The sequence below is a fragment of the Cognatiluteimonas lumbrici genome, from assembly GCF_006476065.1.
Taxonomy (GTDB): Bacteria; Pseudomonadota; Gammaproteobacteria; order Xanthomonadales; family Xanthomonadaceae; genus Cognatiluteimonas; species Cognatiluteimonas lumbrici.
In genome coordinates this window covers 1,995,808-2,018,282 of record NZ_ML636798.1, presented here as the reverse complement: position 1 = coordinate 2,018,282, position 22,475 = coordinate 1,995,808, and the positions used below count along the sequence as shown (strand labels likewise).

Here is a 22,475-nt window from a genome sequence, read left to right as displayed (position 1 = left end):
CGCCGGGAACAGATCCTTTTTTAAACTGTGTAATCTGTGGCAAGAATAAAGCTGGAGGTCGCGATGAACTTCATGGAGGCGTTGCGCGCGCGATGGAGTGACGCGAACTCGCTGGTGTGCGTGGGGCTGGATCCGGAGGTTTCGAAGTTTCCGGGGAAGTTCGCGGGTGACGCGGATGCGGTGTTCGGGTTCTGCCGGGACATCGTGGATGCGACGGCGGAGTTCGCGTGCTGCTTCAAGCCGCAGTTCGCGCACTTCGCGGCGCTCGGCGCGGAAGACGCGCTGGAGCGGCTGGTCGCGCATATCCACGAGGCGCATCCCGGGATCCCGGTAATCCTCGACGCCAAGCGCGGCGACATCGGCTCGACCGCGGTCCACTACGCGGCCGAGGCCTTCGACCGCTACGGCGCCGACGCGGTCACCGCCAACCCCTACCTCGGGCGCGATTCGCTGCTGCCGTTCCTGGAGCGCGCCGACAAGGGGGTGGTGGTGCTGTGCCGGACCTCGAACCCCGGCGCCACCGACTTCCAGGACATCGTCGCCTCCGACGGCCTGCCGCTGTACCAGCACGTGGCCGAGACGGTCGCACGCGAGTGGAACGCGAACGGCAACTGCATGCTGGTCGTCGGCGCGACCTGGCCGGAGCAGCTGCACGAGGTGCGCGCGATCGTCGGCGACCTGCCCTTCCTGGTCCCGGGCGTCGGCGCCCAGGGCGGCGACGTCGAGGCCGTGGTGAAGAACGCCAGGAGCGCCGACGGCACCGGCCTCGTGGTCAGCTCCTCCCGCGCCATCCTCTACGCCTCGTCCGGCGACGACTACGCCACAGCCGCCGCCACCGCCGCCCAGGCCCTCCGCGACGAGATCAACCGCCATCGCTGACCTTTTTTGGCCACAGATTCCACAGATTAAAAAGGATCTGATTCGCGGCGACTCGCAACAACGCCAGGTTCTTCGCTTTTCATCCTTTTCAATCTGTGAAATCTGTGGCTAAAAGATTTTCCGAAGGACCGCGAAGGGGAAGCGGAGGAAGATGGCGAGGAAGACGGCGGCGCGGGTGAGGGGGCCGCGGCTAGGGGCTTCGAACTTGCGGAAGTAGCGCCACAGGCCGCGGTGCTTGTGCCATTCGACGAAGCCGGGACGGGCGCGCGAGGACACCCCGCGCAGGTGCAGCACGCGCACGTCGTTGGCCACGGCCACGGTCGCGCCCGCCGCGCGCGCGCGCCGGCACAGGTCCAGGTCCTCGGCGTGCAGGCGGTAGCCTTCGTCGAAGCCGTGGATGCGCTCGAACAGCGCGCGCGGAAGCAGCACCAGCGCGCCGGAGACCGCCTCCACCGGCTGCAGAACGCGCGTCGGGTCGAAGGCGACGTCGAGGCGCAATGCCGCGCGGTCGCGCAGCATCGCCGCGAACTCCGGGTCGCGCCGTCGCGCGGCGCCGTCGCGCACGCCGTCCTCGCCCACCAGGTCGGCGCCGAGCAACGCGTCCCCGCCGAGTTCCCGCGCGTGCGCGCGCAACCGCGACAGCGAGTCCGGCTCGACCAGGCAGTCCGGGTTGACGAAGGCCAGCCAGGCCACCTCCGCGCCCAGGTCGCCGGCGCCCTGGTTGCAGGCCACCGCGAAGCCGGGGTTGTCGGGGTTGGCGATGAAGCGCACGCGCGGGTCCTGCATGGCGTGCCGCTGCACGATCGCCAGGGTGTCGTCTTCGGAGGCGTTGTCCACCACGCGGATGGCGGTGACGCCGTCGGCGGCGCGCAGGCGCAGCAGGCAGTCGTCGATCGTCGCCTCGCTGCAGTGGGTGACCACCACCGCCCCGATGCCGTCCGCGCTCACGCCGGCGTGCCCTCCGGTGCGGATTCGGCCGCGGCGAACAGGTCCGCCTGCAGGCGCGACCCTGCATCGGCGTGCCGCCACGACAGCTCCGCGCGCGACGCCGCCAGCGGATCGTCCATGAGGAACTGCGCCAGGCGCGGATGCCACAGCGGCCAGCGCGCGGCCAGCAGGTCGAGGTCGCCGTCGGCGGGCCGGCCCTCGTGCCGGCGCCCGACGAACGCGGTCTCGCACAGCACGTTGCGCCAGCCCAGGCCGGACAGGCGCAGCGACAGGTCCACCAGCGCGGCATACCAGGAGCCGTAGCTGTCCGCGTCGAGGCCGCCGACGCGGCGGCGCGCGCTGCCGCGCAGCAGCACCGCGTGCGCCACCGCCGACGGCAGTTCCGGGTGCCGGGGCGGCATCGCCGCGCAGGCCTCGGCGATGCGCGCGAGGTCCTCCGGCACCGGCGCCATGTCGCCGATGCCCGGCCACGAAGCCGCTTCGCCGAGGTTGCACCAGGGGGTCGCGGTGGCGGTGGCGGGATCGCGCGCGAAGCAGGCGGCCAGTTGCCGCAGCCAGCCCGGCGCGGGCACCGCGTCGGGGGCCAGCACCGCCACGTCGGCATCGCCGCAGGCGGCCAGGGCCTCGTCGATGTGCGCGACCTCGCCGACCGCGCGCGGGCGCCGCGTGTAGTGCGCGTCCAGCGGCGTGCGCGCGAGCCAGGCTTCGATCACGGCCACGCCGCGCGGCCCGGCCTGGGCATCGTCGGCCAGCCACGCGCGCGTGCCCGGCGGGGTGCCGGCATCGAGCGCGCCGAGGCAGGCGTCGAGCGCGGCATCGTCCGCGCCCACGGGCAACAGCACGATCGGCAAGTCCGCGGCCGCCGCCTTCTTCGCCTTCACCCGCCCCCTCGCAGATCGCTGCACCGCAGGGACTTTAGCAGGCGTCAGCCCAGCGCCACGCGTGCGTTGCGGAACATGCGCAGCCAGGGCGAGTCCTCCGGCCAGTCGGCCGGCGCCCAGCTCAGGTTGACCGTGCGCGGCGTCCGCTCCGGGTGCGGCATCAGGATGGTGACGCGGCCGTCCTCGCTGGTCAGGCCGGCGACGGCGTTCGGGGCGCCGTTCGGGTTGGCCGGATAGTGCGTGGCGGGCTGCCCGTCGCCGTCCACGTAGCGCAGCGACACCCGCGCCGCGGCCGCGTCCAGCGGGCCGTCGAACTCGGGGCGGCCCTCGCCGTGCGCGACCGACACCGGGATCCGCGAGCCGGCCATGCCGCGCAGGAACAGCGACGGCGACTCCACCACCTCGAGCAGCGACAGGCGCGCCTCGAACTGCTCGCTGCGGTTGCGCAGGAAGCGCGGCCAGTGGCGTGCGCCGGGGATGATCCCGCGCAGCTGGCTGAGCATCTGGCAGCCGTTGCAGACGCCGATCGCGAAGCTGTCGCCGCGCGCGAAGAAGGCCTCGAACATGTCGCGCAGCTCGGGCCGCTCGAGAATGCTGGTGGCCCAGCCGCGGCCGGCGCCGAGCACGTCGCCGTAGCTGAAGCCGCCGCCGGCGGCGATCCCGGCGAAGTCCTGCAGCCGCTGGCGCCCGGCGACCAGGTCGCTCATGTGCACGTCGAAGGCGCGGAAGCCGGCGCGCTCGAACGCGAGCGCCATCTCGACCTGGCCGTTGACGCCCTGCTCGCGCAGGATCGCGACCGCCGGTCGCGCGCCGGTGGCGATGAACGGCGCGGCGACGTCCTCGGCCGGGTCGAAGGTCAGCAGCGGGCGCAGGCCCGGCGCGTCGAAGCGCGCGACCTGCGCGCGCTCCTCGTCGGCGCAGCCCGGGTTGTCGCGCAGCCGCTGCATGGCGTGGCTGACCGACCACCACGCCTCGAACAGTTCCTCCCAGCGCCACCCGACCAGCTCGTCCTCGCCGTCGAGGATACGCACCAGCGGCGCGGTGGTGGGACGCGCGATGCGCTGCGCGCAGTCCACCAGGCCGTGGCGCGCGACCATGTCGGCGAACGCGGCGCGGTCCTGCGCGGCGATCTGCACGACAGCGCCCAGTTCCTCGTTGAACAGCGTGCGGAACACGTTGCCGATCCGGTCCGGGCCCCAGCCGTCGAGCACGATGTCCAGGCCCATGTGCGAGCAGAACGCCATCTCGGCCATGGCCGCGAAGGCGCCGCCGTCGGAGCGGTCGTGGTAGGCAAGCAGCAGCCCGGCCTCGCGGGCATCGCGGACCAGCTCGAAGAACGCGCGCAGGCGCTGCGGGTCCTCGAGGTCGGGCACGCCGTACTCGTCTCCCTCGCCGGCGAACGCGGGCAATGACGAAGCCTGGTTATGCGAGGCTTGGCTCTGCGAGGCCTCCGGATGGCACTGCGCCAGGATCGAACCGCCCAACCGCTGGCGTCCGCCGCCCAACCCGATCAGCCACAGCTCGCTCTCGCCGTCGCGCTCCATCAGCGGGGTGAGTTGCGCGCGCACGTCCGCGACCGGCGCGAACGCGGTGACGACCAGCGACACCGGCGACACCGACTTGCGCGGCGCGCCCTCTTCCTTCCACTGGGCCTGCATGGACAACGAGTCCTTGCCCACCGGGATGCTCAAATCGAGCTCGGGGCACAGCTCCATGCCCACCGCGCGCACCGCGTCGAACAGGCGCGCGTCCTCGCCGTCGTGGCCGGCGGCGGCCATCCAGTTCGCCGACAGCTTCACCTGCTCGAGCGAATGCACCGGCGCGGCGCACAGGTTGGTGATCGCCTCGCCGACGGCCATGCGCGCGGCGGCGGCCGGATCCAGCAGCGCCAGCGGCGTGCGCTCGCCGATCGCCATGGCCTCGCCGGCAAAGCCGTGGTAGTCGGACAGGGTGATCGCGCAGTCGGCCACCGGCAGCTGCCACGGGCCGACCATCTGGTCGCGCGCGGTCAGGCCGCCGACGCTGCGGTCGCCGATGGTGACCAGGAACGATTTCGAGGCGACGGTCGGATGCGCCAGCACGCGCAACCCGGCCTCGCGCAGCTGCAGCAGGTCGGTGTCCAGCGACGGCCAACGCGGCGGCGGCGGCTGCGCGGTGTCGCGGTGCATCTTCGGCGGCTTGCCGAAGAGAACGTCCATCGGCAGGTCGATCGGGTGCGGCCCGGAAGAGCCCTCGCTCTCACTGTTCCCTGTTCCCTGTTCCCTGTTCCCGCTTTCCAACGTGCCATAGCCGACGACCAGATGCTCGGCCTCCGTCGCCACCCCCACCACCGCGAACGGGCAGCGTTCGCGCAGGCAGATCGCGGCGAACTCTGCCACGCGCTCCTGCGGCATGCCGAGCACGTAGCGTTCCTGCGACTCGTTGCACCACAGCTGCAGCGGCGACAGCGAGGGATCGTCGCTGGGCACCTTGTCGAGGTCGACGATGCCGCCGACGCCGGAGTCGTGCAGCAGTTCCGGGATCGCGTTGGAGAGGCCGCCGGCGCCGACGTCGTGGATCGAGGCGATCGGGTTGCGCTCGCCGAGTGCGACGCAGCGGTCGATCACTTCCTGGCAGCGGCGCTCCATCTCCGGGTTGTCGCGCTGCACGCTGGCGAAGTCGAGTTCCTCGGCGCTGTCGCCGGAGGCGACCGAACTGGCGGCGCCGCCGCCCAGGCCGATCAGCATCGCCGGGCCGCCGAGCACGATCACCGCGTCGCCCGGCTTCAGCGGCAGCTTCTCGACCATCGGCCGGTCCACCGCGCCAAGCCCGCCGGCCAGCATGATCGGCTTGTCGTAGGCGCGGTCGAGGTCCTCGGCCTCGCGCAGCTCGAAGCTGCGGAAGTAGCCGGCGAGGTTCGGGCGCCCGAATTCGTTGTTGAAGGCGGCCGCGCCGAGCGGGCCGTCGGTCATGATCTCGAGCGCGGGCGCCATGCGCGGGTTGAGCGGGCGCTCGCCTTCCCACGGCTGCGGCAGCCCGGGGATGCGCAGGTGCGAGACGCTGAAGCCGCACAACCCGGCCTTGGGCTTGCCGCCGCGGCCGGTCGCGCCCTCGTCGCGGATCTCGCCGCCGGCGCCGGTGGACGCGCCCGGGAACGGCGCGATCGCGGTCGGGTGGTTGTGGGTTTCGACCTTGATGCAGAAGGCGCTGTCCGCCAGCCCTTCGGCGCGGTACTCGTGCGACTGCGGGTCCGGGCGGTAGCGGCGCGCCGGGTAGCCGGCGATCACCGCGGCGTTGTCGCTGTACGCCGACAACGTGTTGGCCGGGGTCGCGATGTGGGTCTGCTTGATCATCCGGAACAGCGACAGCGGCTGCCCGTTGGCCTGCAGCTGGTCGCGCCCGTCGATGGTCCAGCTGGCGTTGAAGATCTTGTGCCGGCAGTGCTCGGAGTTGGCCTGCGCGAACATCATCAGCTCGACGTCGCTGGGATCGCGGCCGAGCGCGGTGTAGCGCTCGCGCAGGTAGGCGATCTCGTCGTCGGCCAGGGCCAGCCCGAGGCGCTCGTTGGCGGCCTCCAGGCCGGCCACGGGTATGCGCTCGACCCGGCCGCGTTCCGGCGCCACGAACAGCGCGGCGCCCTGCTCGCGGGTCTCGAGCAGCGACTGGGTCATGGGGTCGTGCAGCAGGCGCTCCAGGGCCGCGCGCGCTTCCGGCTCGCGCGGCCAGCCCGACAGGTCGATGCGGGTGCCGCGCTCCACCCGGCGCACCGGCAGGCGCGCGCCGTGCAGCAGCTCGGTGGCCTTGCTCGCCCACGGCGAGATCGTGCCCAGGCGCGGCACCACGAAGCGGCTCGTCGCCCCCTGCGCCAGCGGCTCGAAGCTCTCGCCCGCATGCAGGATGCGGCCGAGGATGGTGCGGTCGGGGTCGGCGCCCGGCTCCGGCTCGATCCAGTACGCCAGCCAGGCGTCGAGCACGCGGATGTCGGGGGCGATGGCGGCGATGCGGGCTTGCAGCCGCTCGCGTCGGAACGGCGACAGGGCCGGCTGGCCCTCGAGGACGATCATGTCCGGCGTGGAACCGTTGGCAACGGGCCGGCCATTGTAGCGTGCCGCAGCCGGCCGGATGCCGTCAGGAACCGGCCGCCAGCTGGTCCAGCATCTTGCGCAGCTCGACAGGCGGCACGTAGCCGCCGAGCTGGGTCCCGTCCTCGGCCAGCACCATCGGGGTGCCCTCGAGTCCGGCCCGCTGGCCCAGGCGGTACTGCATCGCCACCGGGTTGGTGCAGTTGGCCTCCGGCACCGGCTTGTCGAGCTTGGCCAGGGTCAGGGCCTGCCTGCGGTCCTTGGCGCACCACACCGACACCATCTTGCGGAAGTCGGCGCTGGCGGGACCCATGCGCGGGAAGGCCAGGTACTGCACCTCGATGCCCTGCGCCATGTATTGCTCGATCTGGCTATGCATGCGCCGGCAGAAGCCGCACTCGACGTCGGTGAACACCGTGACGGTGTACTTGGGGTTCGGCGGCGAGAACACGATCCGGTCCTCGAGCGGCACCGAATCCGCGAGTTCCTTGCGCATCCCGGCCAATGCCGCGGAGCCGGCGTCGCGCCGCTTGTCGATGTCGTACAGGGTGCCCTGCATCAGGTACTTGCCGTCGTTGCTGACGTACAGCACCTGGCCGCCGACGATGACCTGCTGGAAGCCGGCCACCGGCGCCGGCTGGATGTGTTCCGGGGTGAGGTTCGGGTCGAGCTTCTTCAGCGCGTTCGTGACACGGGCGGCGGCGCTCCCGGGCGGGGCGCCGGCCGACTGGCCGCCCGGGGCGGGCGCGGGTTCGGCGCAGGCGGAGAGGCTGGAGGAGCCGAACAGCAGCAGGGGCAGCAGGAGCCGGGCGGTGACGTTCATGCCGGGATTGTCGCACGCGGCCGCGGCCGGCCGGGGGTGCCGGCGCCGGGCGTTCAGCCGCGCGGATGGTGCTGGCGGTGCAGCCGCTTGAGCTGCTCGCGCGCCACCAGGGTGTAGATCTGGGTGGTGGACAGCGAGGCGTGGCCGAGCAGCATCTGCAGCGCGCGCAGGTCGGCGCCGTGGTTGAGCAGGTGGGTGGCGAAACTGTGGCGCAGGCCGTGCGGACTGATCCGCGCCGGGTCGATCCCGGCGGCCGCGGCGCAGCGCTTCACCGTCGTCCAGAACTGCTGCCGGGTCGGCGGCGCCCCGGCGGCGGTCAGGAACAGCGGCGCCAGCGCGCGCTTGCCGGCCAGCTTCGGTCGCGCCTCGTCGAGGTAGCGCTGCAACCAGTGCTGGGCCTCCTCGCCCAGCGGCACCAGGCGCTCGCGCCCGCCCTTGCCGCTGACCCGCAACACGCCCTGGCGCAGGTTGAGCGCGGTCGCCGGCAGGCCGACGAGCTCGCTCACGCGCAGGCCGCAGGCGTACATCAGCTCGAGCATGGCGCGGTCGCGCAGCCCGGCCGGGTCGGCCGTGTCCGGGGCCGCGAGCAGGGCTTCCACCTGGGACTCCGGCAGCGCCTTGGGCAGCGGCCGGGGCAGCCTGGGCGGCTCGAGCAGTGCGGTGGGGTCGTCCTGGCGCGCGCCGCGGCGCAGCGCGTGCGCGAAGAACGCGCGCAACGAGGACAGCAGGCGCGCGTTGCTGCGCGGCGAATAGCCTTCGCGGGCGCGCCAGCCGAGGTAGTCGAACAGCGCGGCCTGGTCGGCGCCGGCAAGGCCGCCGCCGGCCCCGTCGCGCCAGCGCGCCAGGCCTTGCAGGTCGCGGCGGTAGCTGGCCAGCGTCTGCCGCGACAGCCCGCCCTCGGCCCAGGCCGCGTCGAGGAAGGCCTCGATCGCGCGCGCATCGGGCTCGCGCAGCGGCGGCAGCGCCTGCACCCGCTGGCGACGTTCGGCGGGCGTGCGCGCGCTCACGGCTTCGGCCGCCGCAGCAGCCGCGTGCCGCTGGCGCGGTCGTGCCACGCCAGCCGGTCGCGGTCCAGCCAGGCCCACCAGAACCCGAGCCCGCCGGCCAGCAGCGACAGGTGGCCGACCAGGAAGCGGAGCCACAGCCCGCGCCACGAGGCCGGCCCGCCGCCGGCATCCACCACCTGCAGGCGCCAGGGCCGCATGCCCAGGGTCTGCCCGCCCCGACGCCAGCTCACCAGCGCGTAGGCGGCGGTCGCCAGCCAGCAGGCGATCCACAGCAGCCACGACAGCAGCGAGAACGGACGGATGGTTTCGCGCGCGTCGTGGTGGCCGAGGACGGTGAAGCCAGCGGTGAACAGCGCCGACACCAGCAGCCACAGCGCCAGCACCGGCAGCGCGTCGTACACCAGCGCCAGCAACCGCCACCCCACCAAAGCCTTTCCCCGTGGGAGCGCGCCTTGCGCGCGATGCCCCCCGTTCACCCGGAGCGCCTCCGGAACAGCACCGCCGACACCGCCAGCATCAGCACCGGCGGGATCATGTAGGCCAGCCGGAAGTCGAACTTGAACACGCTGGCCATGCGCACGAACTGGGTCTGCAACAGCCAGAACCCGAGCGCGAACACGATGCCGACGAACAGGCGCCGTCCCAGGCCGCCGCTGCGCAGCGTGCCGAACGCGAACGGCACCGCGGCCAGGCACAGCGCGAGCACGTTGAACGGGTAGAACCAGCGGCCCCAGTACGGTTCCTCGTACTCGCTCGCGTCCAGGCCGTTGCGCAGGCGGTAGTCGATGCTGGCGCGCAGCGCCGACGAGGTCAGCGCCGACGGCCTCACCGCGCTCGCCGCGAGGGCGGCGGCGTCGAGCTGCGATTCCCAGCGCTCCTGCAGCGATTCGGTCCGCGTCACCGACTTCTCGTTGAACCAGGTCCGGGTGACGTCGTGCAGCAGCCAGCCCTGGTCGCGGTGCTCGGCGCGCGCGGCGTGCGCGATGGACTCGAGCCGGCCGTCGCCGTCGAACTCGTACAGGTGCACGTCCTGCAGTTCCAGCCAGGTGTCGCCGTTGCCGTCGGCGCTGCTGCGCTCCTGGCCGCCGCCGGCGTTGAGGAAGGTGTTGCCCTCGCGCGCCCACAGCCCGCTGTACTGCGCCACGATCATGTCCGGCGAGCGCGCCGAGGCCTTGAGCGCGTCGGCGCGGCGCTGGCCCCACGGCGCCAGCGTCTCGCCGTTGACCACCATCAGCGCGGTCAGCAGCGCCAGCGCCATCGCCACGGCCAGGCCGACCCGGCGCCGCGACAGCCCGAGCGCGCGCAGCGCGGTGAGCTCGGAGGTCGCCGCGAGCTGCCCGAGGCCCATCAGCGAGCCGATCACCGCCGCGGTCGGGAACAGGAAGTACGCACGCCGCGGTACGGTATAGATCACATACACCAGCGCGGTGGAGAAGCTGTAGTCGCCGGTACCGACGTCGTCGATCTCCGGCATCAGCCCGCCGATCACGAAGTCCAGCCCGACCAGCACCGTCCAGGTCAGCAGCACCGTGGCCAGCAGCACCCGGCCGACGTAGAGGTCGTGGAGCTTGGGGAACGGGGTCATGGGCGGCTCCTGCGCAGGCGCGGGCGGGCCACGCGGCCGTCGCCGAAATACAGCCAGAGGCCCAGCGCCAGCAGCGGCAGCACCAGCCACCACAGCCCGGCGCCCATCGGCAGCTTGCCGTCGCTGAGCCAGTCGGTGCCCAGCAGCATCAGGTCCATGCCCACCAGGTAGGCGAGGAAGCCGATGACCACGCTGCCGAAGCGCGTCTGCCGCGGCGAACTGCGCGCCAGCGGCACCGCCAGCAGCGCGAAGGCCAGCGCCAGCAGCGGCGGCGCGATGCGCGCGTGCACCTGGGCCATGGCCTCGGGGCGCTCGTCCTGCAGCAGCGCCAGCGTGGTCATCGATTCCGGGTCGGTATCGGCATCGCGGGACTCCTCGCCGGGCGGGAGCAGCAGGTCGTTGCTGCCGTAGCGCATCAGCCGGTAGTCGCGCCCGGCATCGCGCGGGCCCTCGACCCGGAAGCCCTCGTCGAGCCGCAGGTAGCGGTCGTCGCCGTCGTAGCTCAGGGTGCCGGTGCGCGCGGTGGTGACGTCGATGCGGTCGCCGGCCTCCCGGTGCACGAACAGCCGGGTCATCACGCTGCCGTCGGTGGACATGCCGCCGACGTAGACCACGCCGCCACCCGGCAGCTCGGTGAAGCGGCCCGGCTCCAGGCCAGCGACCAGCAGGCTGCGGTTGCCCTCGGCGATCATTTCCACCGAGGTCGCCCGGGCCAGCGGCCCCAGCCACAGCGAGCAGGCCCCGATGACCGCGACCACCGGCAGCACCAGCAGCATCAGCGGGCGCAGCAGCCGCCGCGGCCCGACCCCGATCGAGGTCAGCACCGGCATCTCCGAGTCGCGGTACAGCCGGCCCACCCCCAGCAGCAGCCCCAGCATCAGCGCCAGCGGCAGCACCAGCGGCAGGTAGCGCACGACCTGCAGGCCCAGGTGCGACAGCATCATGCCCGCCGGCACCCGGCCGGCCGCGATCTGGCTGAGGACGTTGGCGAACAGCGCGCCCAGGCTGACCATCATCAGCACCACCAGCGCCGCGAAGGTGGCCTGGGCGAACTCGCGCAGCAGGTATCGGTCGAGCTGGGCCATCGGACTCCCGGGCGGGCTTGCTTTAGACTTGACGGTTCGCGCCGTCGCAAGCACGCGATTGTACGGAAAGCCCACGCAACGTCCCGGAAAACTGCCGCATGACCCTCGAATTCAGCCTGAACCACGATGCCCCCGCCACCGTCGCCACCGACTGCGTGGTGGTCGGCGCCTATGCCGACGGCAGCCTCACGCCCGCCGCGCAGGCGATCGACGCGGCCAGCGGCGGCCGGCTGAAGGCGCTGGCCGGGCGCGGCGACCTGAGCGGCAAGACCGGCAAGGTGTCGATGCTGCACGACCTGGACGGCGTCGCCGCCCCGCGCGTGCTGGTGGTCGGCCTCGGCGAGCCCGGCAAGTACGGGGTGCCGCAGTACCTGAAGGCGGTCGCCGACGCCGCGCGCGCGCTCAAGGACGGCCCGGTCCGGAAGGCCCTGTTCACGCTGTCCGAAACCCAGGTTCCCGGCCGCGACCCGGCCTGGAACATCCGCCAGGCCGTGATTGCCGCCGACCACGCCTGCTACCGCTACACCGCGACCCTCGGCGCCAAGAACAAGAAGCGCGAGAGCGCCGGCCTCGAGGCCCTGGCCATCAGCGGCCGCGACGGGCAGGCGCTGGCGCATGGCAAGGCCATTGCCGCCGGCGTCGCCTTCGCGCGCGAGCTCGGCAACCTGCCGCCGAACGTCTGCAACCCCGGGTACGTGGCGCAGCAGGGCCGCGAGTTCGCCGCGCGCGTCGGCGGCAAGGTCTCGTGCGAGGTGCTCGACCGCGCGCAGATGCAGGAACTGGGCATGGGATCGCTGCTGGCGGTGTCGCAGGGTTCGGCCAACCCGCCCTACCTGGTGGTGATGAAGTACGACGGCGCCGGCGCTTCCGAGAAGCCCTACGTGCTGGTCGGCAAGGGCATCACTTTCGATACCGGCGGCATCAACCTGAAGACCCAGGGCGGCATCGAGGACATGAAGTACGACATGTGCGGCGCCGCCACCGTGCTCGGCACCTTCGTGGCCGCGGTCGGCATGCAGCTCCCGGTCAACCTGGTGTGCATCGCCGCGGCGGTCGAGAACATGCCCGACGGCAACAGCTACCGCCCGTCCGACGTCGTCACCAGCATGTCCGGCAAGACCATCGAGGTCGGCAACACCGACGCCGAGGGCCGCCTGGTCCTGTGCGATGCGCTGACCTACGCGCAGAAGTACGAGCCGCAGGCGCTGCTCGACGTCGCCACCCTCACCGGCGCCTGCATGGTCGCCCTGGGCAAGTACGCCGCCGGCCTGATGAGCAAGCACGACGACCTGGCGGGCGAACTGCTCGCCGCGGGCGAGGCCAGCTTCGACCGCGCCTGGCGCCTGCCGCTGTGGGACGAGTACCAGCCGATGCTCGATTCGCAGTTCGCCGACGTCTACAACATCGGCGGCCGCTGGGGCGGCGCGATCACCGCCGGCTGCTTCCTGTCGCGCTTCACCGAGGGCCAGCGCTGGGCGCACCTGGACATCGCCGGCGTCGCCAACGGCGAAGGCAAGATGGGCATGGCCACCGGCCGCCCGGTCGGGATGCTGTCGCAGTGGCTGCTCGACAGGGCGGGGTCCGGTTCCGGCACCTGATGGCGCGCGCCGACTTCTATCTCATCGGCAAGCCGCGCTTCCGCGAGGAGCCGTTGCGGCTGGTGTGCGAACTGGCGCGCAGGGCGCACGACACCGGCAAGTTCACCCTGGTGCTGGCGCGCGACCGCGGCCAGGCCGAGGCGCTCGACGACCTGTTGTGGGCGTTCGACGATGACGCCTACGTGCCGCACCAGATCGCCGGCGACGAGGAGGACGAACTGACCCCGGTGCTGATCGCCACGCCGGAGATGGACGTGCCGATGCGCCCGCTGGTGATCAACCTGCGCGACGCGGTGGTCGAGGGCAGCTTCGAGCGCGTGCTCGAGGTGGTCCCCGCCGACCCCGCGGCGCGCGAGCCCCTGCGCGAGCGCTGGAAGGCGTACAAGGCGCAGGGAATCGAACTCAACAAGCACGACATGTGATGACACTCGCAACCGGCTACGACCCGACCTCCTTCGAATCCCGCCTCTACGCGAAGTGGGAGGCCAGCGGCGTGTTCCAGCCCTCGGGCCAGGGCGAGCCGTACGTCATCCTGCTGCCGCCGCCGAACGTCACCGGCACCCTGCACATGGGCCACGCGTTCCAGCAGACGCTGATGGATGCGCTGGTGCGCTACCACCGCATGCGCGGCTTCGACACGCTGTGGCAGGTCGGCACCGACCATGCCGGCATCGCCACCGAGATGGTGGTGTCGCGCAACCTGGCGCTCGAGGGCAAGGGCGAGACCCGCGATTCGCTCGGGCGCGACGCCTTCATCGAGCGGGTGTGGGAATGGAAGGGCCAGTCCGGCGACACCATCGAGCGCCAGATGCGCCGCCTCGGCACCTCCGCCGACTGGTCGCGCAGCGTGTTCACCATGGACCCGATGGCCGCCGAAGCGGTGGTCGAGGCGTTCGTGCGCCTGCACGAGGAAGGCTTGATCTACCGGGGACAGCGGCTGGTCAACTGGGATCCGGTGCTGAAGACCGCTATCTCCGACCTCGAAGTGGTGAACGAGGAGGAGGACGGCCACCTGTGGTCGATCTCCTACCCCCTGGCGGACGGCAGCGGCGCGCTGACGGTCGCGACCACGCGGCCGGAAACCATGCTCGGCGACACCGCGCTGATGGTGCACCCGGAAGACGAGCGCTACGCGCACCTCGTCGGCCAGCGCGTGCGCCTGCCGCTGTCGGAGCGCGAGATCCCGGTCATCGCCGATGCCTACGTGGACCGCGAGTTCGGCACCGGCGTGGTCAAGGTCACCCCGGCGCACGACTTCAACGACTACCAGGTCGGCGTGCGCCATGCGCTGCCGTTGATCAACGTGCTCACCGCGGACGCGAAGATCAACGACAACGCGCCGGCGAAATACCGCGGCCTGGACCGCTACGACGCGCGCAAGGCCGTGCTCGCGGACCTCGAGGCCGCCGGCCTGCTGGTGGAGACCAAGCCGCACAAGCTGCAGGTCCCGCGCGGCGACCGCACCGGCCAGGTGATCGAGCCGTGGCTGACCGACCAGTGGTTCGTGAAGATGGACGGCCTGGCGAAGCGCGGCATGGAACTCGTGGAAGGTGCCGATGGAAAGCCGGGCGAGGTGAAGTTCGTCCCGCCGAACTGGATCAACACCTACCGCCACTGGATGGAGAACATCCAGGACTGGTGCATCAGCCGCCAGCTCTGGTGGGGCCACCGCATCCCGGCCTGGTACGACGAGGCCGGCAACATCTTCGTCGGCCGCGACGAGGCCGAGGTGCGCGCCAGGCACGGCCTCGGCGCCGACGTCGCGCTGCGCCAGGACCCCGACGTGCTGGAAACCTGGTTCAGCTCGCAGCTGTGGCCGATCAGCACCATGGGCTGGCCGGACGAAGCGCGCATGGCCGAGCGCGGCTTCGACCGCTACGTGCCGTCGAGCGTGCTGGTCACCGGCTTCGACATCATCTTCTTCTGGGTCGCGCGCATGATCATGGCGACCGACCACCTCGCCGGCCGCGTGCCCTTCCGCGACGTCTACATCACCGGCCTGGTGCGCGACGCGCACGGCCAGAAAATGTCCAAGTCCAAGGGCAACATCCTCGACCCGCTCGACCTGATCGACGGCATCTCGCTCGACGACCTGGTCGCCAAGCGCACCACCGGGCTGATGCAGCCGAAGATGGCCGAGAAGATCGGGAAGGCGACCCGCAAGGAGTTCCCGGACGGCATCCCGGCGTTCGGCGCCGACGCGCTGCGCTTCACCATCGCCGCGCTCGCCGGGCACGGCCGCGACATCAAGTTCGACCTCGGCCGAGCCGAGGGCTACAAGAACTTCTGCAACAAGCTGTGGAACGCCACCCGCTTCGTGCTCATGAACACCGGTGATGTGGGAGCGGTCCTCGACCGCGATCCGGAATCGCGCCCAAGGGGCGCTCCCACAGGGCCAGAACCCGCCACAGACGCCGAGCGCTGGATCCTCGCCCGCCTCGCCGACACCGCGGCCGAGGCGGAACGGCACTTCGCCGACTACCGCTTCGACCTGCTGTCGCAGGCGCTGTACGAGTTCGCCTGGAACGACTTCTGCGACTGGTTCGTGGAACTGGCCAAGCCGGCGTTGAACGGGGACGATCCGGAAGCGGCCGCGAGCACCCGCCACACCCTGCTGTTCGTGCTCGAGCGGCTGCTGCGGCTGCTGCACCCGCTCATTCCCTTCGTCACCGAGGAACTGTGGCAGCAGGTGGCGCCGCGACTCGGCATCGAGGGCGACACCATCATGCTGCAGTCCTATCCGCGGGCGGCCGACTTGCCCGCGGCCGACGCCCGCGCCGTTGCCGACGTCGAATGGCTCAAGGCGATGGTCTCGGCCCTGCGCCGCGTGCGCAGCGAGCTCAACGTGCCGCCCGGCAAGCAGGTCACCCTGCTGCTGGCGGGCGGCAACGCCGGCGACCGCGAGCGCATGCAGCGCTTCGCCTCGCAGGTGCGCTTCCTCAACAAGGTCGAGCGCATCGAGTTCCTCGGCGACGGTGCGGAGGCGCCCGCCGCGGCCACCGCCGTGGTCGGCGACCTCAAGCTGCTGGTGCCGCTGGAAGGCCTGGTGGACCTCGACGCGGAGCGCACGCGCCTGGACAAGGAACTCAAGCGCGTCGCCGGCGAGATCGCCAAGTGCGAGGCCAAGCTCGGCAACGCGACCTTCGTCCAGAACGCCCCCGCCGCGGTCGTCGACCAGGAACGCCACCGCCTCGCCGACTGGACCGCCCAGCACCAGGCCCTCCAGTCCCAGCGCGCCAAGCTGTAGGAGCGGCGCTGGCGCCGCGACCAGTGGGAGCCGCCATGGCGGCGAGCTTTCCCGGGTCGCGGCGCCAGCGCCGCTCCTACAGGAGTTCGAGGGCCATGACGAGGGCGTCTTCGCGGCCGTTGAAGGCGGGGTAGTAGCGCGGGCGGCGGCCGATCTCGTTGAAGCCTTCGCCGTGGTACAGCGCGATCGCGGCGGCATTGGACGGGCGCACCTCCAGGAACACGCGCTCGGCGCGGTGGCCGCGGGCGACCTGCAGCAGCGCGCGCAGCAGGCGGCGGCCGTGGCCCTCGCGTTGCACCTCCGGCGCCGCGCACAGGTTGAGGATGTGCGCCTCGCCCGCGGCGATGCTGAGCACCGCGTAGCCGAGGATCGCACCGCCCCGGTCCAGCACCCACGCCGGATAGCCGGCGCGCAGGCAGTCGCGGAAGATGCCGCGCGTCCACGGGAACGGATAGGCGCGACGCTCCACCTCCATCACCGCGTCGAGGTCGTCCTCGCGCATCGGCCGCAGGGCGACCGGCGCGCGCTCGTCCGCGGCAACCGCACTCATCCCGGCGCGCGCCTCAGTCGTCGCAGTGCCGGCCACAGCGCGCGCTTGGCCGCCGGATTGCCGCGCAGCGATCCGGGCGCCGGCCAGGACCGCGCCAGTTGCGCGGCATCGCCGGAGCCGCGGTTGCGACCGGCGGCGCGCAGCAGCGCATCGAGCATCGGGTCCTCCGGGAGCGCGACCACGCAAGCGGGGTGGCCGAGCGCGGCCAGCACCTCGCGCTGGAACGGATCCCAGGGCCCGCTCATCCGGGCCGGCCCCGCCGCCACAGCCACAGCACCGGGCCCGACAGCGCGTACAGCACCGCGGCCGCCAGCAGCACGCGCGGCGGATCGAGCACCAGCGCGATCAGCACCACCAGCGCGACCACGATCGCGACGAACGGCACCCGGTCTGCGCGCGGCCCCTGCCCGCTGCCCTTGAAGCTGGAATAGCGGATGCGGCTCACCATCAGCAGCCCGGCCACCACGGTCACGGCGAGCGCCGCGTGGCGCAGGTCCCCGCCGGCCAGGCCCATGTCGTGGCAGGTCCACACGAAGCTCGCCATCAGGCCGGCCGCGGCGGGACTGGCAAGGCCGATGAACCAACGCTTGTCCACCTGCGCCACCTGCGAGTTGAAGCGGGCAAGGCGCAAGGCCGCGCAGGCGGCGTAGAGGAAGGCCGCCAGCCAGCCGATCTTGCCGGCGGTGAGGCCGTCGAGCTTCATCGCCGACAGCGCCCAGTAGTACATCACCAGCGCGGGCGCCATGCCGAAGCTGATCAGGTCGGCGAGCGAGTCGTACTGCACGCCGAATTCGCTCTGGGTATTGGTCAGCCGCGCCACGCGCCCGTCCACTCCGTCCAGCACCGAGGCCACGAAGATCGCGATGCACGCGGCCTCGAAGCGGCCCTGCGAGGCGGCGATGATCGCGAAGAAGCCGGCGAACAGCCCGCCGGTGGTGAACAGGTTCGGCAACAGGTAGATGCCGCGCCCGCGGGGGCGCCCGTTCTGTGCGTCTGTGCTCGGTTCGTCCATGCCGGAAGTGTAGCGGGCTTGCGCGCGCCCGGGCCCGGTGCTGGAATCCGGGCAAGCCCCCGGGGAGACTGCCATGTCCCGCCTGACCCTGCGTTTCCTGCAGGCCGCGCTGCTGCCGGCCGCCCTGCTGCTGGCCGCTCCGCTTGCGGCCCAGACGGTCTACACGTGGAAGGACGCCAACGGCGTCACCCAGTACAGCAGCACGCCGCCGCCTTCGGGCAGCTACGAGACCCGCCAGCTCAACGTGCCGCCCGGGACCCCGGCGTCCGCCGAGGTCCCCGCCGAGGATCCGGTCTGCGCCCAGGTGCGCGAGGACCTGGCGCTGCTGCGCGGAGACCGCCCGCTGCGGGTGGACAGCGACGGCGACGGCGAACCCGAACGCACCCTCGACGATGCCGAGCGCGCCAACCGCGTGGAACTGGCGGAAGCCACGCTGCGGGTGAAATGCAGCGGCAACGCGGCGCCGCCGCCGGAGGAAAGCACGGGCGCCGGCGTGGCAAAATGACGGGCTTCCTTCGCCCGTCATTCCGAGCCGCCCGATGCGCCTGTCGCAGTTCCACCTCCACACCGTCAAGGAAACGCCCGCCGAGGCCGAGCTCGCCAGCCACCGGCTGATGCTGCGCGCTGGCATGCTGCGCAAGCTCGCGTCCGGCCTGTACACCTGGTCCCCGCTCGGCCTGCGCGTGCTGCGCAAGGTAGAGGCGATCGTGCGCGAGGAGATGGACCGCGCCGGCGCGCTGGAGATGGTGATGCCGACCATCCAGCCGAAGGAGCTCTGGGAGGAGACCGGGCGCTGGGACAGGTTCGGCGGCCAGTTGCTGAAGATCCGCGACCGCAAGGACGCCGAGTACTGCTACGCCCCGACCGCCGAGGAGGTGGTCACCGACTTCGCCCGCAACGAGCTGTCCAGCTACAAGCAGCTGCCCCTGAACTTCTACCAGGTGCAGACCAAGTTCCGCGACGAGATCCGCCCGCGCTTCGGGGTGATGCGCGCGCGCGAGTTCCTGATGAAGGACGCCTATTCGTTCGACATCGACGAGGCCGGCATGCAGCGCTCCTACGAGCGCATGGTCGAGGCCTACAACCGCATCTTCACCCGCCTGGGCCTGCGCTTCCGCGCGGTGCAGGCGGACAGCGGCGCGATCGGCGGCGACGCTTCGCAGGAATTCCACGTGCTCGCCGACTCGGGCGAGGACGCGATCGCGTTCTCGACGGCGTCCGACTACGCGGCGAACGTGGAAGCCGCGCAGGCCGCCGAACCCGGCCCGCGTCCCGCCGCGGGCGAGGCGATGCGCCGGGTGGACACGCCGACCCAGAAGACCTGCGCCGAGGTCGCCGCGTTGCTGGGCATCCCCTTGCAGCGCACGGTGAAGTCGGTGGCGCTGGTCGGCGCCGATGCCGGGGGTAAGGACCAGTTCGTGCTCGCGCTGGTGCGTGGCGACCACGACGCCAACGAGATCAAGCTGGCCAAGGTGCCGGGCCTGGGCGACTACCGCATGGCGACCGAGGCCGAGATCCTCGAGCACCTGGGCAGCGAGCCGGGCTTCCTCGGCCCGGTGGCGCCGCCGCGGCCGATCCGCGTCGTCGCCGACCGCGAGGTCGCTGCCATGGCCGACTTCGTGGTCGGCGCCAACGCCGCCGGCTTCCACCTGGCCGGCGTCAACTGGGGCCGCGATCTGCCCGAGCCAGACACCGTCGCCGACATCCGCAGCGTGGTCGAAGGCGACCGCGCGGCCGACGGCGGCGAGCTGCGGATCGTGCGCGGCATCGAGGTCGGCCACGTGTTCCAGCTCGGCGACAAGTATGCGCGCGCCATGGACTGCACCGTGCTCGACGAGCAGGGCAAGCCGCGCGTGCTGCAGATGGGCTGCTACGGCATCGGCATCTCGCGCATCGTGGCCGCGGCCATCGAGCAGAACCACGACGACGCCGGCATCCTTTGGCCGGAGGCGATGGCGCCGTGGCAGGTGGCGGTGTGCGTGATCAACCCGAAGCAGGACGCCGCGGTGGCCGAGGCCGCCGAAGCGCTGTACGACGAACTGCGCGCGGCCGGCATCGAAACCGTGCTCGACGACCGCGGCCTGCGCCCGGGCGCGATGTTCGCGGACATCGAACTGATCGGCATCCCGCACCGGGTGGTGGTGTCCGGCCGCGGCCTCGAGGCCGGCACCTTCGAATATCGCGCGCGCGCCGCGGCGGAACCGGAAAACCTCGGCCGCGAAGCGCTGCTGGAGCGGCTCCGGGGCTGATCGAATATCGGTAGCCATCGCCCCGCGATTTTGCGGTCGCGGTAATCCACGATTATCATCCGGGGAAACTCGTGTTTCCTTCCCCGATAATCGGAGCGAAAATGGCAATCGACCTGGACGGCCTCTCGGCCCGCGAACTGGAATCCCTCATCACCAAGGCGAAGAAGCGCAAGACCGCGCTGGTCAAGCGCAAGCCGGCGGCCAGCGTGCGCCGCAAGCTGGTGGCGCTGGCCAAGTCCGAGGGCTACACCGTCGAGGAACTGTTCGGCGGCGCCGCCGCGCCGAAGGCCCGCAAGGCCGCGGCCAGGCGCACCGCGCGCAAGACCACCGGACGCAAGGTGCCGCCGAAGTACCGCAACCCGGCCAACCCGAAGGAAACCTGGACCGGCCGCGGCAAGCAGCCGCGCTGGCTGGCCGCGTATACCGCCAAGGGCAAGAAGGTCGAGGACTTCCTGATCAAGAAGTGAACCGGCCGGGCCGCGCGCCATATCTGTGGCGTTCGGCACGATACGCGCCGCCGGGCATCGCCTAAAGTCGAGCGTTCGCTTGCGACAGTTCGTTCATGTACGAATTGTCGCGCCGCATCCGGGCAGTTTGCCGAAGATGCACCGTTGGTTCGACAGCGAGGCCATGACCAGTATCGCGCGCCTGCCCCGCATTCCGCAGTTTCCTGCGCCCATGGCGAACGAACTGCGCGTCCGCCGGGATACCGTGCGCAGCCGTTACTGGCGGATGATGCTGCGCCACCTCGCGCGCCCGCTGGCGCGCCAGCCGCTGCCTCCCGTGGGTTCGGGTTGCGACTTCGCGCTGGGCGACCTGCACGTGGCGAAGGTGCGCTTCACCGCCTGCGGCCTTGTGCGCGACGCGTCGACCATCGCGCGCAGCCGCTTCGGCTCGCACGTGCTCGTGTCGCTGCTCCTGCACGGTACCGTGCGGGGCCGGGCGGAAGGCGGCGAGATGGGCCTGCACCGCGGCGACATCGGCTTCCTGGACCTGGGCAACCCCGCCGAGTTCGAGGCCAGCGACGCCGCCTGCCTGTCGGTACTGGTGCCCCGCTGGCTGCTGCGCGGCAATGTCCACGGCCTGGTCCTGCGCGCGTCGGACCTGCCGGCGAAGATGCTGTCGCGGCACCTGGAGCAGCTGGTCATGTCGCTGCCGGCGCCGCCGGCGCGCTTCGAGGCGCTGGTGCAGTCCACCCTGTCGATCCTGCAGCTGTGCGTCGACTTCGCGCCCCCGGCCCGGGAGCGGGGCAACGACGACCCGCTGCGCACCAGCATCCTGGCCTACATCGACGCCAACCTGGGCGACGCCGACCTCGGGCCGGACATGCTCGCGCACAGGTTCGGCATCTCCCGCACCTGGCTGTACCGGATCTTCGCCGGCAGCGGCGGGATCAAGCGCTGCATCCGCGACAAGCGCCTGGATGCGGCGTTCCGCGACCTGTGCGAGTCGCCGGAGCGGCGCGTCATCGACGTCGCCTACCACCGCGGCTTCTCGACCGAGCGGCAGTTCCAGCGCGCGTTCCTGCAGCGCTTCGGCTCGACCCCCAGCGAAGTGCGCGACCGGCAGAAGGGCGGCGAGCCCGGGCCGCCGTCGCAACCGGGCTAGACCGCCGCCTCGACCGGCCGCAGCACGGGCTGGGCCCTGCGCTCCTCGCCCCGCACCAGCTGGTCGGCCATTGCCCGCGCATACGGCACGAGGCTGCCGACGGGCCAGCCGTCCAGCGTCGCCTCGTAGAGCTGGGCCACCAGCTCCACGTAGAGCATGCGCGGCATCCGCCGCCGGGCCACCGCTTCGTCCGCCACTTCGATCGCGACGCACAGCGCACCACGATCCAGACGCTCCCCTGGTTGCGTCGAACCCATCGTTCCCCTCCTGGCCGGGTGGATCCCAGCCTAAGCAGCGCCGGCGGCGTGGCCGTTGATTTGGGTCGACCACGCCGCGGTCCGGCAGCTGCCACCTATCAACGCGCGCCGCCGGCCCGGCCGGCCACCGCGTAGAATCCCCCGGCCATGGAGATCTTCAAGCGCTTCACCATCGAGGCCGCCCACCGCCTGCCCAACGTCCCGGCGGGCCACAAGTGCGCCCGCCTGCACGGGCACTCGTTCACGGTGGAACTGCACGTGGCCGGCGAACCCGGGTCGGAAACCGGCTGGATCATGGACTTCTCCGACATCAAGGCGGCCTTCGAGCCGCTCTACCGGCAGCTCGACCACCACTACCTGAACGAGGTCGAGGGCCTGGAGAACCCGACCAGCGAACGCCTGGCCACCTGGATCTGGGAGCGCCTGAAGCCGGCCCTGCCGGCCCTTTCCGAGGTCGTGGTGCACGAAACCTGCACCTCCGGCTGCCGCTACCGCGGACCGGTCCACGGCGAGCCGTAACAGAGGCTGACCGGGGCCCGGAGGCTTGACCCAGGTCAAGCCAATTCAAGCGCGCGTTGGGCGACAATGGCGCGTCAAGAATCCGTGAAGAACCCGGGGTTCCCCGATGCTCCTGCCCGATACCACGCCGGCGACCCAGGCCGCCGGTCCTGCAACGCCTGCGCCT

Annotated in this window: 20 protein-coding genes and 1 pseudogene; 9 read left to right on the top strand and 12 right to left on the bottom strand. The window is 71.7% G+C overall.

From position 1 onward, the window contains the following. Window positions 1–63 precede the first annotated feature (63 nt). Window positions 64–879, top strand: a complete 816-nt coding sequence (gene pyrF / locus E4F25_RS09765) for an orotidine-5'-phosphate decarboxylase (protein ID WP_140910412.1) — start codon at window positions 64–66, stop codon at window positions 877–879. Between the two features lie 108 nt (window positions 880–987). Here the strand turns inward: pyrF and E4F25_RS09760 are convergent, their stop codons facing one another. The 8 genes from E4F25_RS09760 to lptF all read right to left on the bottom strand — a co-directional run bounded on the left by E4F25_RS09760 (window position 988) and on the right by lptF (window position 11,269). Further along, window positions 988–1,827 carry a glycosyltransferase family 2 protein gene (locus E4F25_RS09760; protein WP_140909948.1) on the bottom strand — a complete coding sequence of 280 codons (840 nt, stop codon included), beginning with the start codon at window positions 1,825–1,827 and terminating at the stop codon, window positions 988–990. Further along, on the bottom strand, window positions 1,824–2,708 hold the full coding sequence (locus tag E4F25_RS09755) for a glycosyltransferase family 2 protein (protein WP_246069846.1): 885 nt from the start codon (window positions 2,706–2,708) through the stop codon (window positions 1,824–1,826). The genes E4F25_RS09760 and E4F25_RS09755 overlap by 4 nt, the downstream gene beginning before the upstream one ends. Window positions 2,709–2,752: 44 nt before the next feature. After that, window positions 2,753–6,751 carry a phosphoribosylformylglycinamidine synthase gene (purL, locus tag E4F25_RS09750; protein WP_140909947.1) on the bottom strand — a complete coding sequence of 1,333 codons (3,999 nt, stop codon included), beginning with the start codon at window positions 6,749–6,751 and terminating at the stop codon, window positions 2,753–2,755. Window positions 6,752–6,815: 64 nt separating this feature from the next. Beyond that, entirely contained in the window at window positions 6,816–7,592 is a 777-nt protein-coding gene (locus E4F25_RS09745) for a disulfide isomerase DsbC N-terminal domain-containing protein (protein ID WP_140909946.1), read from the bottom strand. 53 nt (window positions 7,593–7,645) lie between these two features. Beyond that, the gene (gene xerD / locus E4F25_RS09740) at window positions 7,646–8,599 is read right to left on the bottom strand and encodes a site-specific tyrosine recombinase XerD (RefSeq protein ID WP_140909945.1); all 954 of its coding nucleotides are present in this window, start codon (window positions 8,597–8,599) and stop codon (window positions 7,646–7,648) included. Next, on the bottom strand, window positions 8,596–9,024 hold the full coding sequence (locus tag E4F25_RS09735; protein ID WP_246069844.1) for an RDD family protein: 429 nt from the start codon (window positions 9,022–9,024) through the stop codon (window positions 8,596–8,598). Before E4F25_RS09735 ends, xerD begins: the two co-directional genes overlap by 4 nt. Before the next feature lie 47 nt (window positions 9,025–9,071). Next, window positions 9,072–10,184, bottom strand: coding sequence for an LPS export ABC transporter permease LptG (gene lptG / locus E4F25_RS09730; RefSeq protein ID WP_140909943.1), 1,113 nt, complete (start codon window positions 10,182–10,184; stop codon window positions 9,072–9,074). Beyond that, window positions 10,181–11,269: an LPS export ABC transporter permease LptF gene (gene lptF / locus E4F25_RS09725; protein WP_140909942.1), complete on the bottom strand. Its 1,089-nt coding sequence runs from the start codon at window positions 11,267–11,269 to the stop codon at window positions 10,181–10,183. The genes lptG and lptF overlap by 4 nt, the downstream gene beginning before the upstream one ends. Window positions 11,270–11,367: 98 nt before the next feature. On the opposite strand from lptF, the gene E4F25_RS09720 reads away from it, so the two are divergent. Genes E4F25_RS09720 through E4F25_RS09710 form a run of 3 tightly spaced genes read left to right on the top strand, consistent with a single transcriptional unit; the run spans window position 11,368 to window position 16,114 of the window. Then, the gene (locus E4F25_RS09720) at window positions 11,368–12,867 is read left to right on the top strand and encodes a leucyl aminopeptidase (RefSeq protein WP_140909941.1); all 1,500 of its coding nucleotides are present in this window, start codon (window positions 11,368–11,370) and stop codon (window positions 12,865–12,867) included. Further along, window positions 12,867–13,289, top strand: coding sequence for a DNA polymerase III subunit chi (locus E4F25_RS09715; RefSeq protein ID WP_140910410.1), 423 nt, complete (start codon window positions 12,867–12,869; stop codon window positions 13,287–13,289). Before E4F25_RS09720 ends, E4F25_RS09715 begins: the two co-directional genes overlap by 1 nt. Continuing rightward, window positions 13,286–16,114: a valine--tRNA ligase gene (locus tag E4F25_RS09710; RefSeq protein WP_140909940.1), complete on the top strand. Its 2,829-nt coding sequence runs from the start codon at window positions 13,286–13,288 to the stop codon at window positions 16,112–16,114. Before E4F25_RS09715 ends, E4F25_RS09710 begins: the two co-directional genes overlap by 4 nt. Before the next feature lie 76 nt (window positions 16,115–16,190). On the opposite strand, the gene rimI is transcribed toward E4F25_RS09710, so the two are convergent. Genes rimI through pssA form a run of 3 tightly spaced genes read right to left on the bottom strand, consistent with a single transcriptional unit; the run spans window position 16,191 to window position 17,676 of the window. Next, on the bottom strand, window positions 16,191–16,664 hold the full coding sequence (rimI, locus tag E4F25_RS09705; protein ID WP_140909939.1) for a ribosomal protein S18-alanine N-acetyltransferase: 474 nt from the start codon (window positions 16,662–16,664) through the stop codon (window positions 16,191–16,193). Further along, the gene (locus E4F25_RS09700; protein ID WP_140909938.1) at window positions 16,661–16,909 is read right to left on the bottom strand and encodes a hypothetical protein; all 249 of its coding nucleotides are present in this window, start codon (window positions 16,907–16,909) and stop codon (window positions 16,661–16,663) included. The genes rimI and E4F25_RS09700 overlap by 4 nt, the downstream gene beginning before the upstream one ends. Then, entirely contained in the window at window positions 16,906–17,676 is a 771-nt protein-coding gene (pssA, locus tag E4F25_RS09695) for a CDP-diacylglycerol--serine O-phosphatidyltransferase (protein WP_140909937.1), read from the bottom strand. The genes E4F25_RS09700 and pssA overlap by 4 nt, the downstream gene beginning before the upstream one ends. Window positions 17,677–17,749: 73 nt before the next feature. Here pssA and E4F25_RS09690 point away from each other — a divergent pair, with 73 nt between their 5' ends. From E4F25_RS09690 to E4F25_RS09675, 4 genes and pseudogenes are all read left to right on the top strand, one after another. After that, entirely contained in the window at window positions 17,750–18,181 is a 432-nt protein-coding gene (locus E4F25_RS09690) for a DUF4124 domain-containing protein (protein ID WP_140909936.1), read from the top strand. A gap of 34 nt (window positions 18,182–18,215) precedes the next feature. Next, window positions 18,216–19,925 (top strand): proline--tRNA ligase, encoded by a 1,710-nt coding sequence (locus E4F25_RS09685; protein ID WP_140909935.1) that lies wholly within the window; start codon window positions 18,216–18,218, stop codon window positions 19,923–19,925. 101 nt (window positions 19,926–20,026) lie between these two features. Continuing rightward, a pseudogene (locus E4F25_RS09680) lies at window positions 20,027–20,389 on the top strand (H-NS histone family protein); the annotation flags it as partial. 214 nt (window positions 20,390–20,603) lie between these two features. Continuing rightward, window positions 20,604–21,533, top strand: a complete 930-nt coding sequence (locus E4F25_RS09675; protein WP_181168259.1) for a helix-turn-helix domain-containing protein — start codon at window positions 20,604–20,606, stop codon at window positions 21,531–21,533. On the opposite strand, the gene E4F25_RS09670 is transcribed toward E4F25_RS09675, so the two are convergent. After that, a complete protein-coding gene (locus E4F25_RS09670) occupies window positions 21,530–21,790 on the bottom strand; it encodes a hypothetical protein (protein WP_140909932.1) in 261 nt (86 codons plus the stop codon). The genes E4F25_RS09675 and E4F25_RS09670 overlap by 4 nt on opposite strands. A gap of 147 nt (window positions 21,791–21,937) precedes the next feature. Between E4F25_RS09670 and queD the strand changes: the two genes are divergently transcribed. After that, complete coding sequence (gene queD, locus E4F25_RS09665; protein ID WP_140909931.1) at window positions 21,938–22,309, top strand: 6-carboxytetrahydropterin synthase QueD; 372 nt, start codon at window positions 21,938–21,940, stop codon at window positions 22,307–22,309. Window positions 22,310–22,475: the final 166 nt, after the last annotated feature.

Excerpts from the sequence above, each read along its gene's own strand:
- pyrF (WP_140910412.1), top strand. The coding sequence starts at position 64 with ATGAACTTCATGGAGGCGTTGCGCGCGCGATGGAGTGACGCGAACTCG.
- purL (WP_140909947.1), bottom strand. The coding sequence starts at position 6,751 with ATGATCGTCCTCGAGGGCCAGCCGGCCCTGTCGCCGTTCCGACGCGAG.
- E4F25_RS09745 (WP_140909946.1), bottom strand. The coding sequence starts at position 7,592 with ATGAACGTCACCGCCCGGCTCCTGCTGCCCCTGCTGCTGTTCGGCTCC.
- lptG (WP_140909943.1), bottom strand. The coding sequence starts at position 10,184 with ATGACCCCGTTCCCCAAGCTCCACGACCTCTACGTCGGCCGGGTGCTG.
- lptF (WP_140909942.1), bottom strand. The coding sequence starts at position 11,269 with ATGGCCCAGCTCGACCGATACCTGCTGCGCGAGTTCGCCCAGGCCACC.
- E4F25_RS09720 (WP_140909941.1), top strand. The coding sequence starts at position 11,368 with ATGACCCTCGAATTCAGCCTGAACCACGATGCCCCCGCCACCGTCGCC.
- E4F25_RS09715 (WP_140910410.1), top strand. The coding sequence starts at position 12,867 with ATGGCGCGCGCCGACTTCTATCTCATCGGCAAGCCGCGCTTCCGCGAG.
- rimI (WP_140909939.1), bottom strand. The coding sequence starts at position 16,664 with ATGAGTGCGGTTGCCGCGGACGAGCGCGCGCCGGTCGCCCTGCGGCCG.
- E4F25_RS09700 (WP_140909938.1), bottom strand. The coding sequence starts at position 16,909 with ATGAGCGGGCCCTGGGATCCGTTCCAGCGCGAGGTGCTGGCCGCGCTC.
- pssA (WP_140909937.1), bottom strand. The coding sequence starts at position 17,676 with ATGGACGAACCGAGCACAGACGCACAGAACGGGCGCCCCCGCGGGCGC.
- E4F25_RS09690 (WP_140909936.1), top strand. The coding sequence starts at position 17,750 with ATGTCCCGCCTGACCCTGCGTTTCCTGCAGGCCGCGCTGCTGCCGGCC.
- E4F25_RS09685 (WP_140909935.1), top strand. The coding sequence starts at position 18,216 with ATGCGCCTGTCGCAGTTCCACCTCCACACCGTCAAGGAAACGCCCGCC.
- E4F25_RS09675 (WP_181168259.1), top strand. The coding sequence starts at position 20,604 with ATGGCGAACGAACTGCGCGTCCGCCGGGATACCGTGCGCAGCCGTTAC.
- E4F25_RS09670 (WP_140909932.1), bottom strand. The coding sequence starts at position 21,790 with ATGGGTTCGACGCAACCAGGGGAGCGTCTGGATCGTGGTGCGCTGTGC.
- queD (WP_140909931.1), top strand. The coding sequence starts at position 21,938 with ATGGAGATCTTCAAGCGCTTCACCATCGAGGCCGCCCACCGCCTGCCC.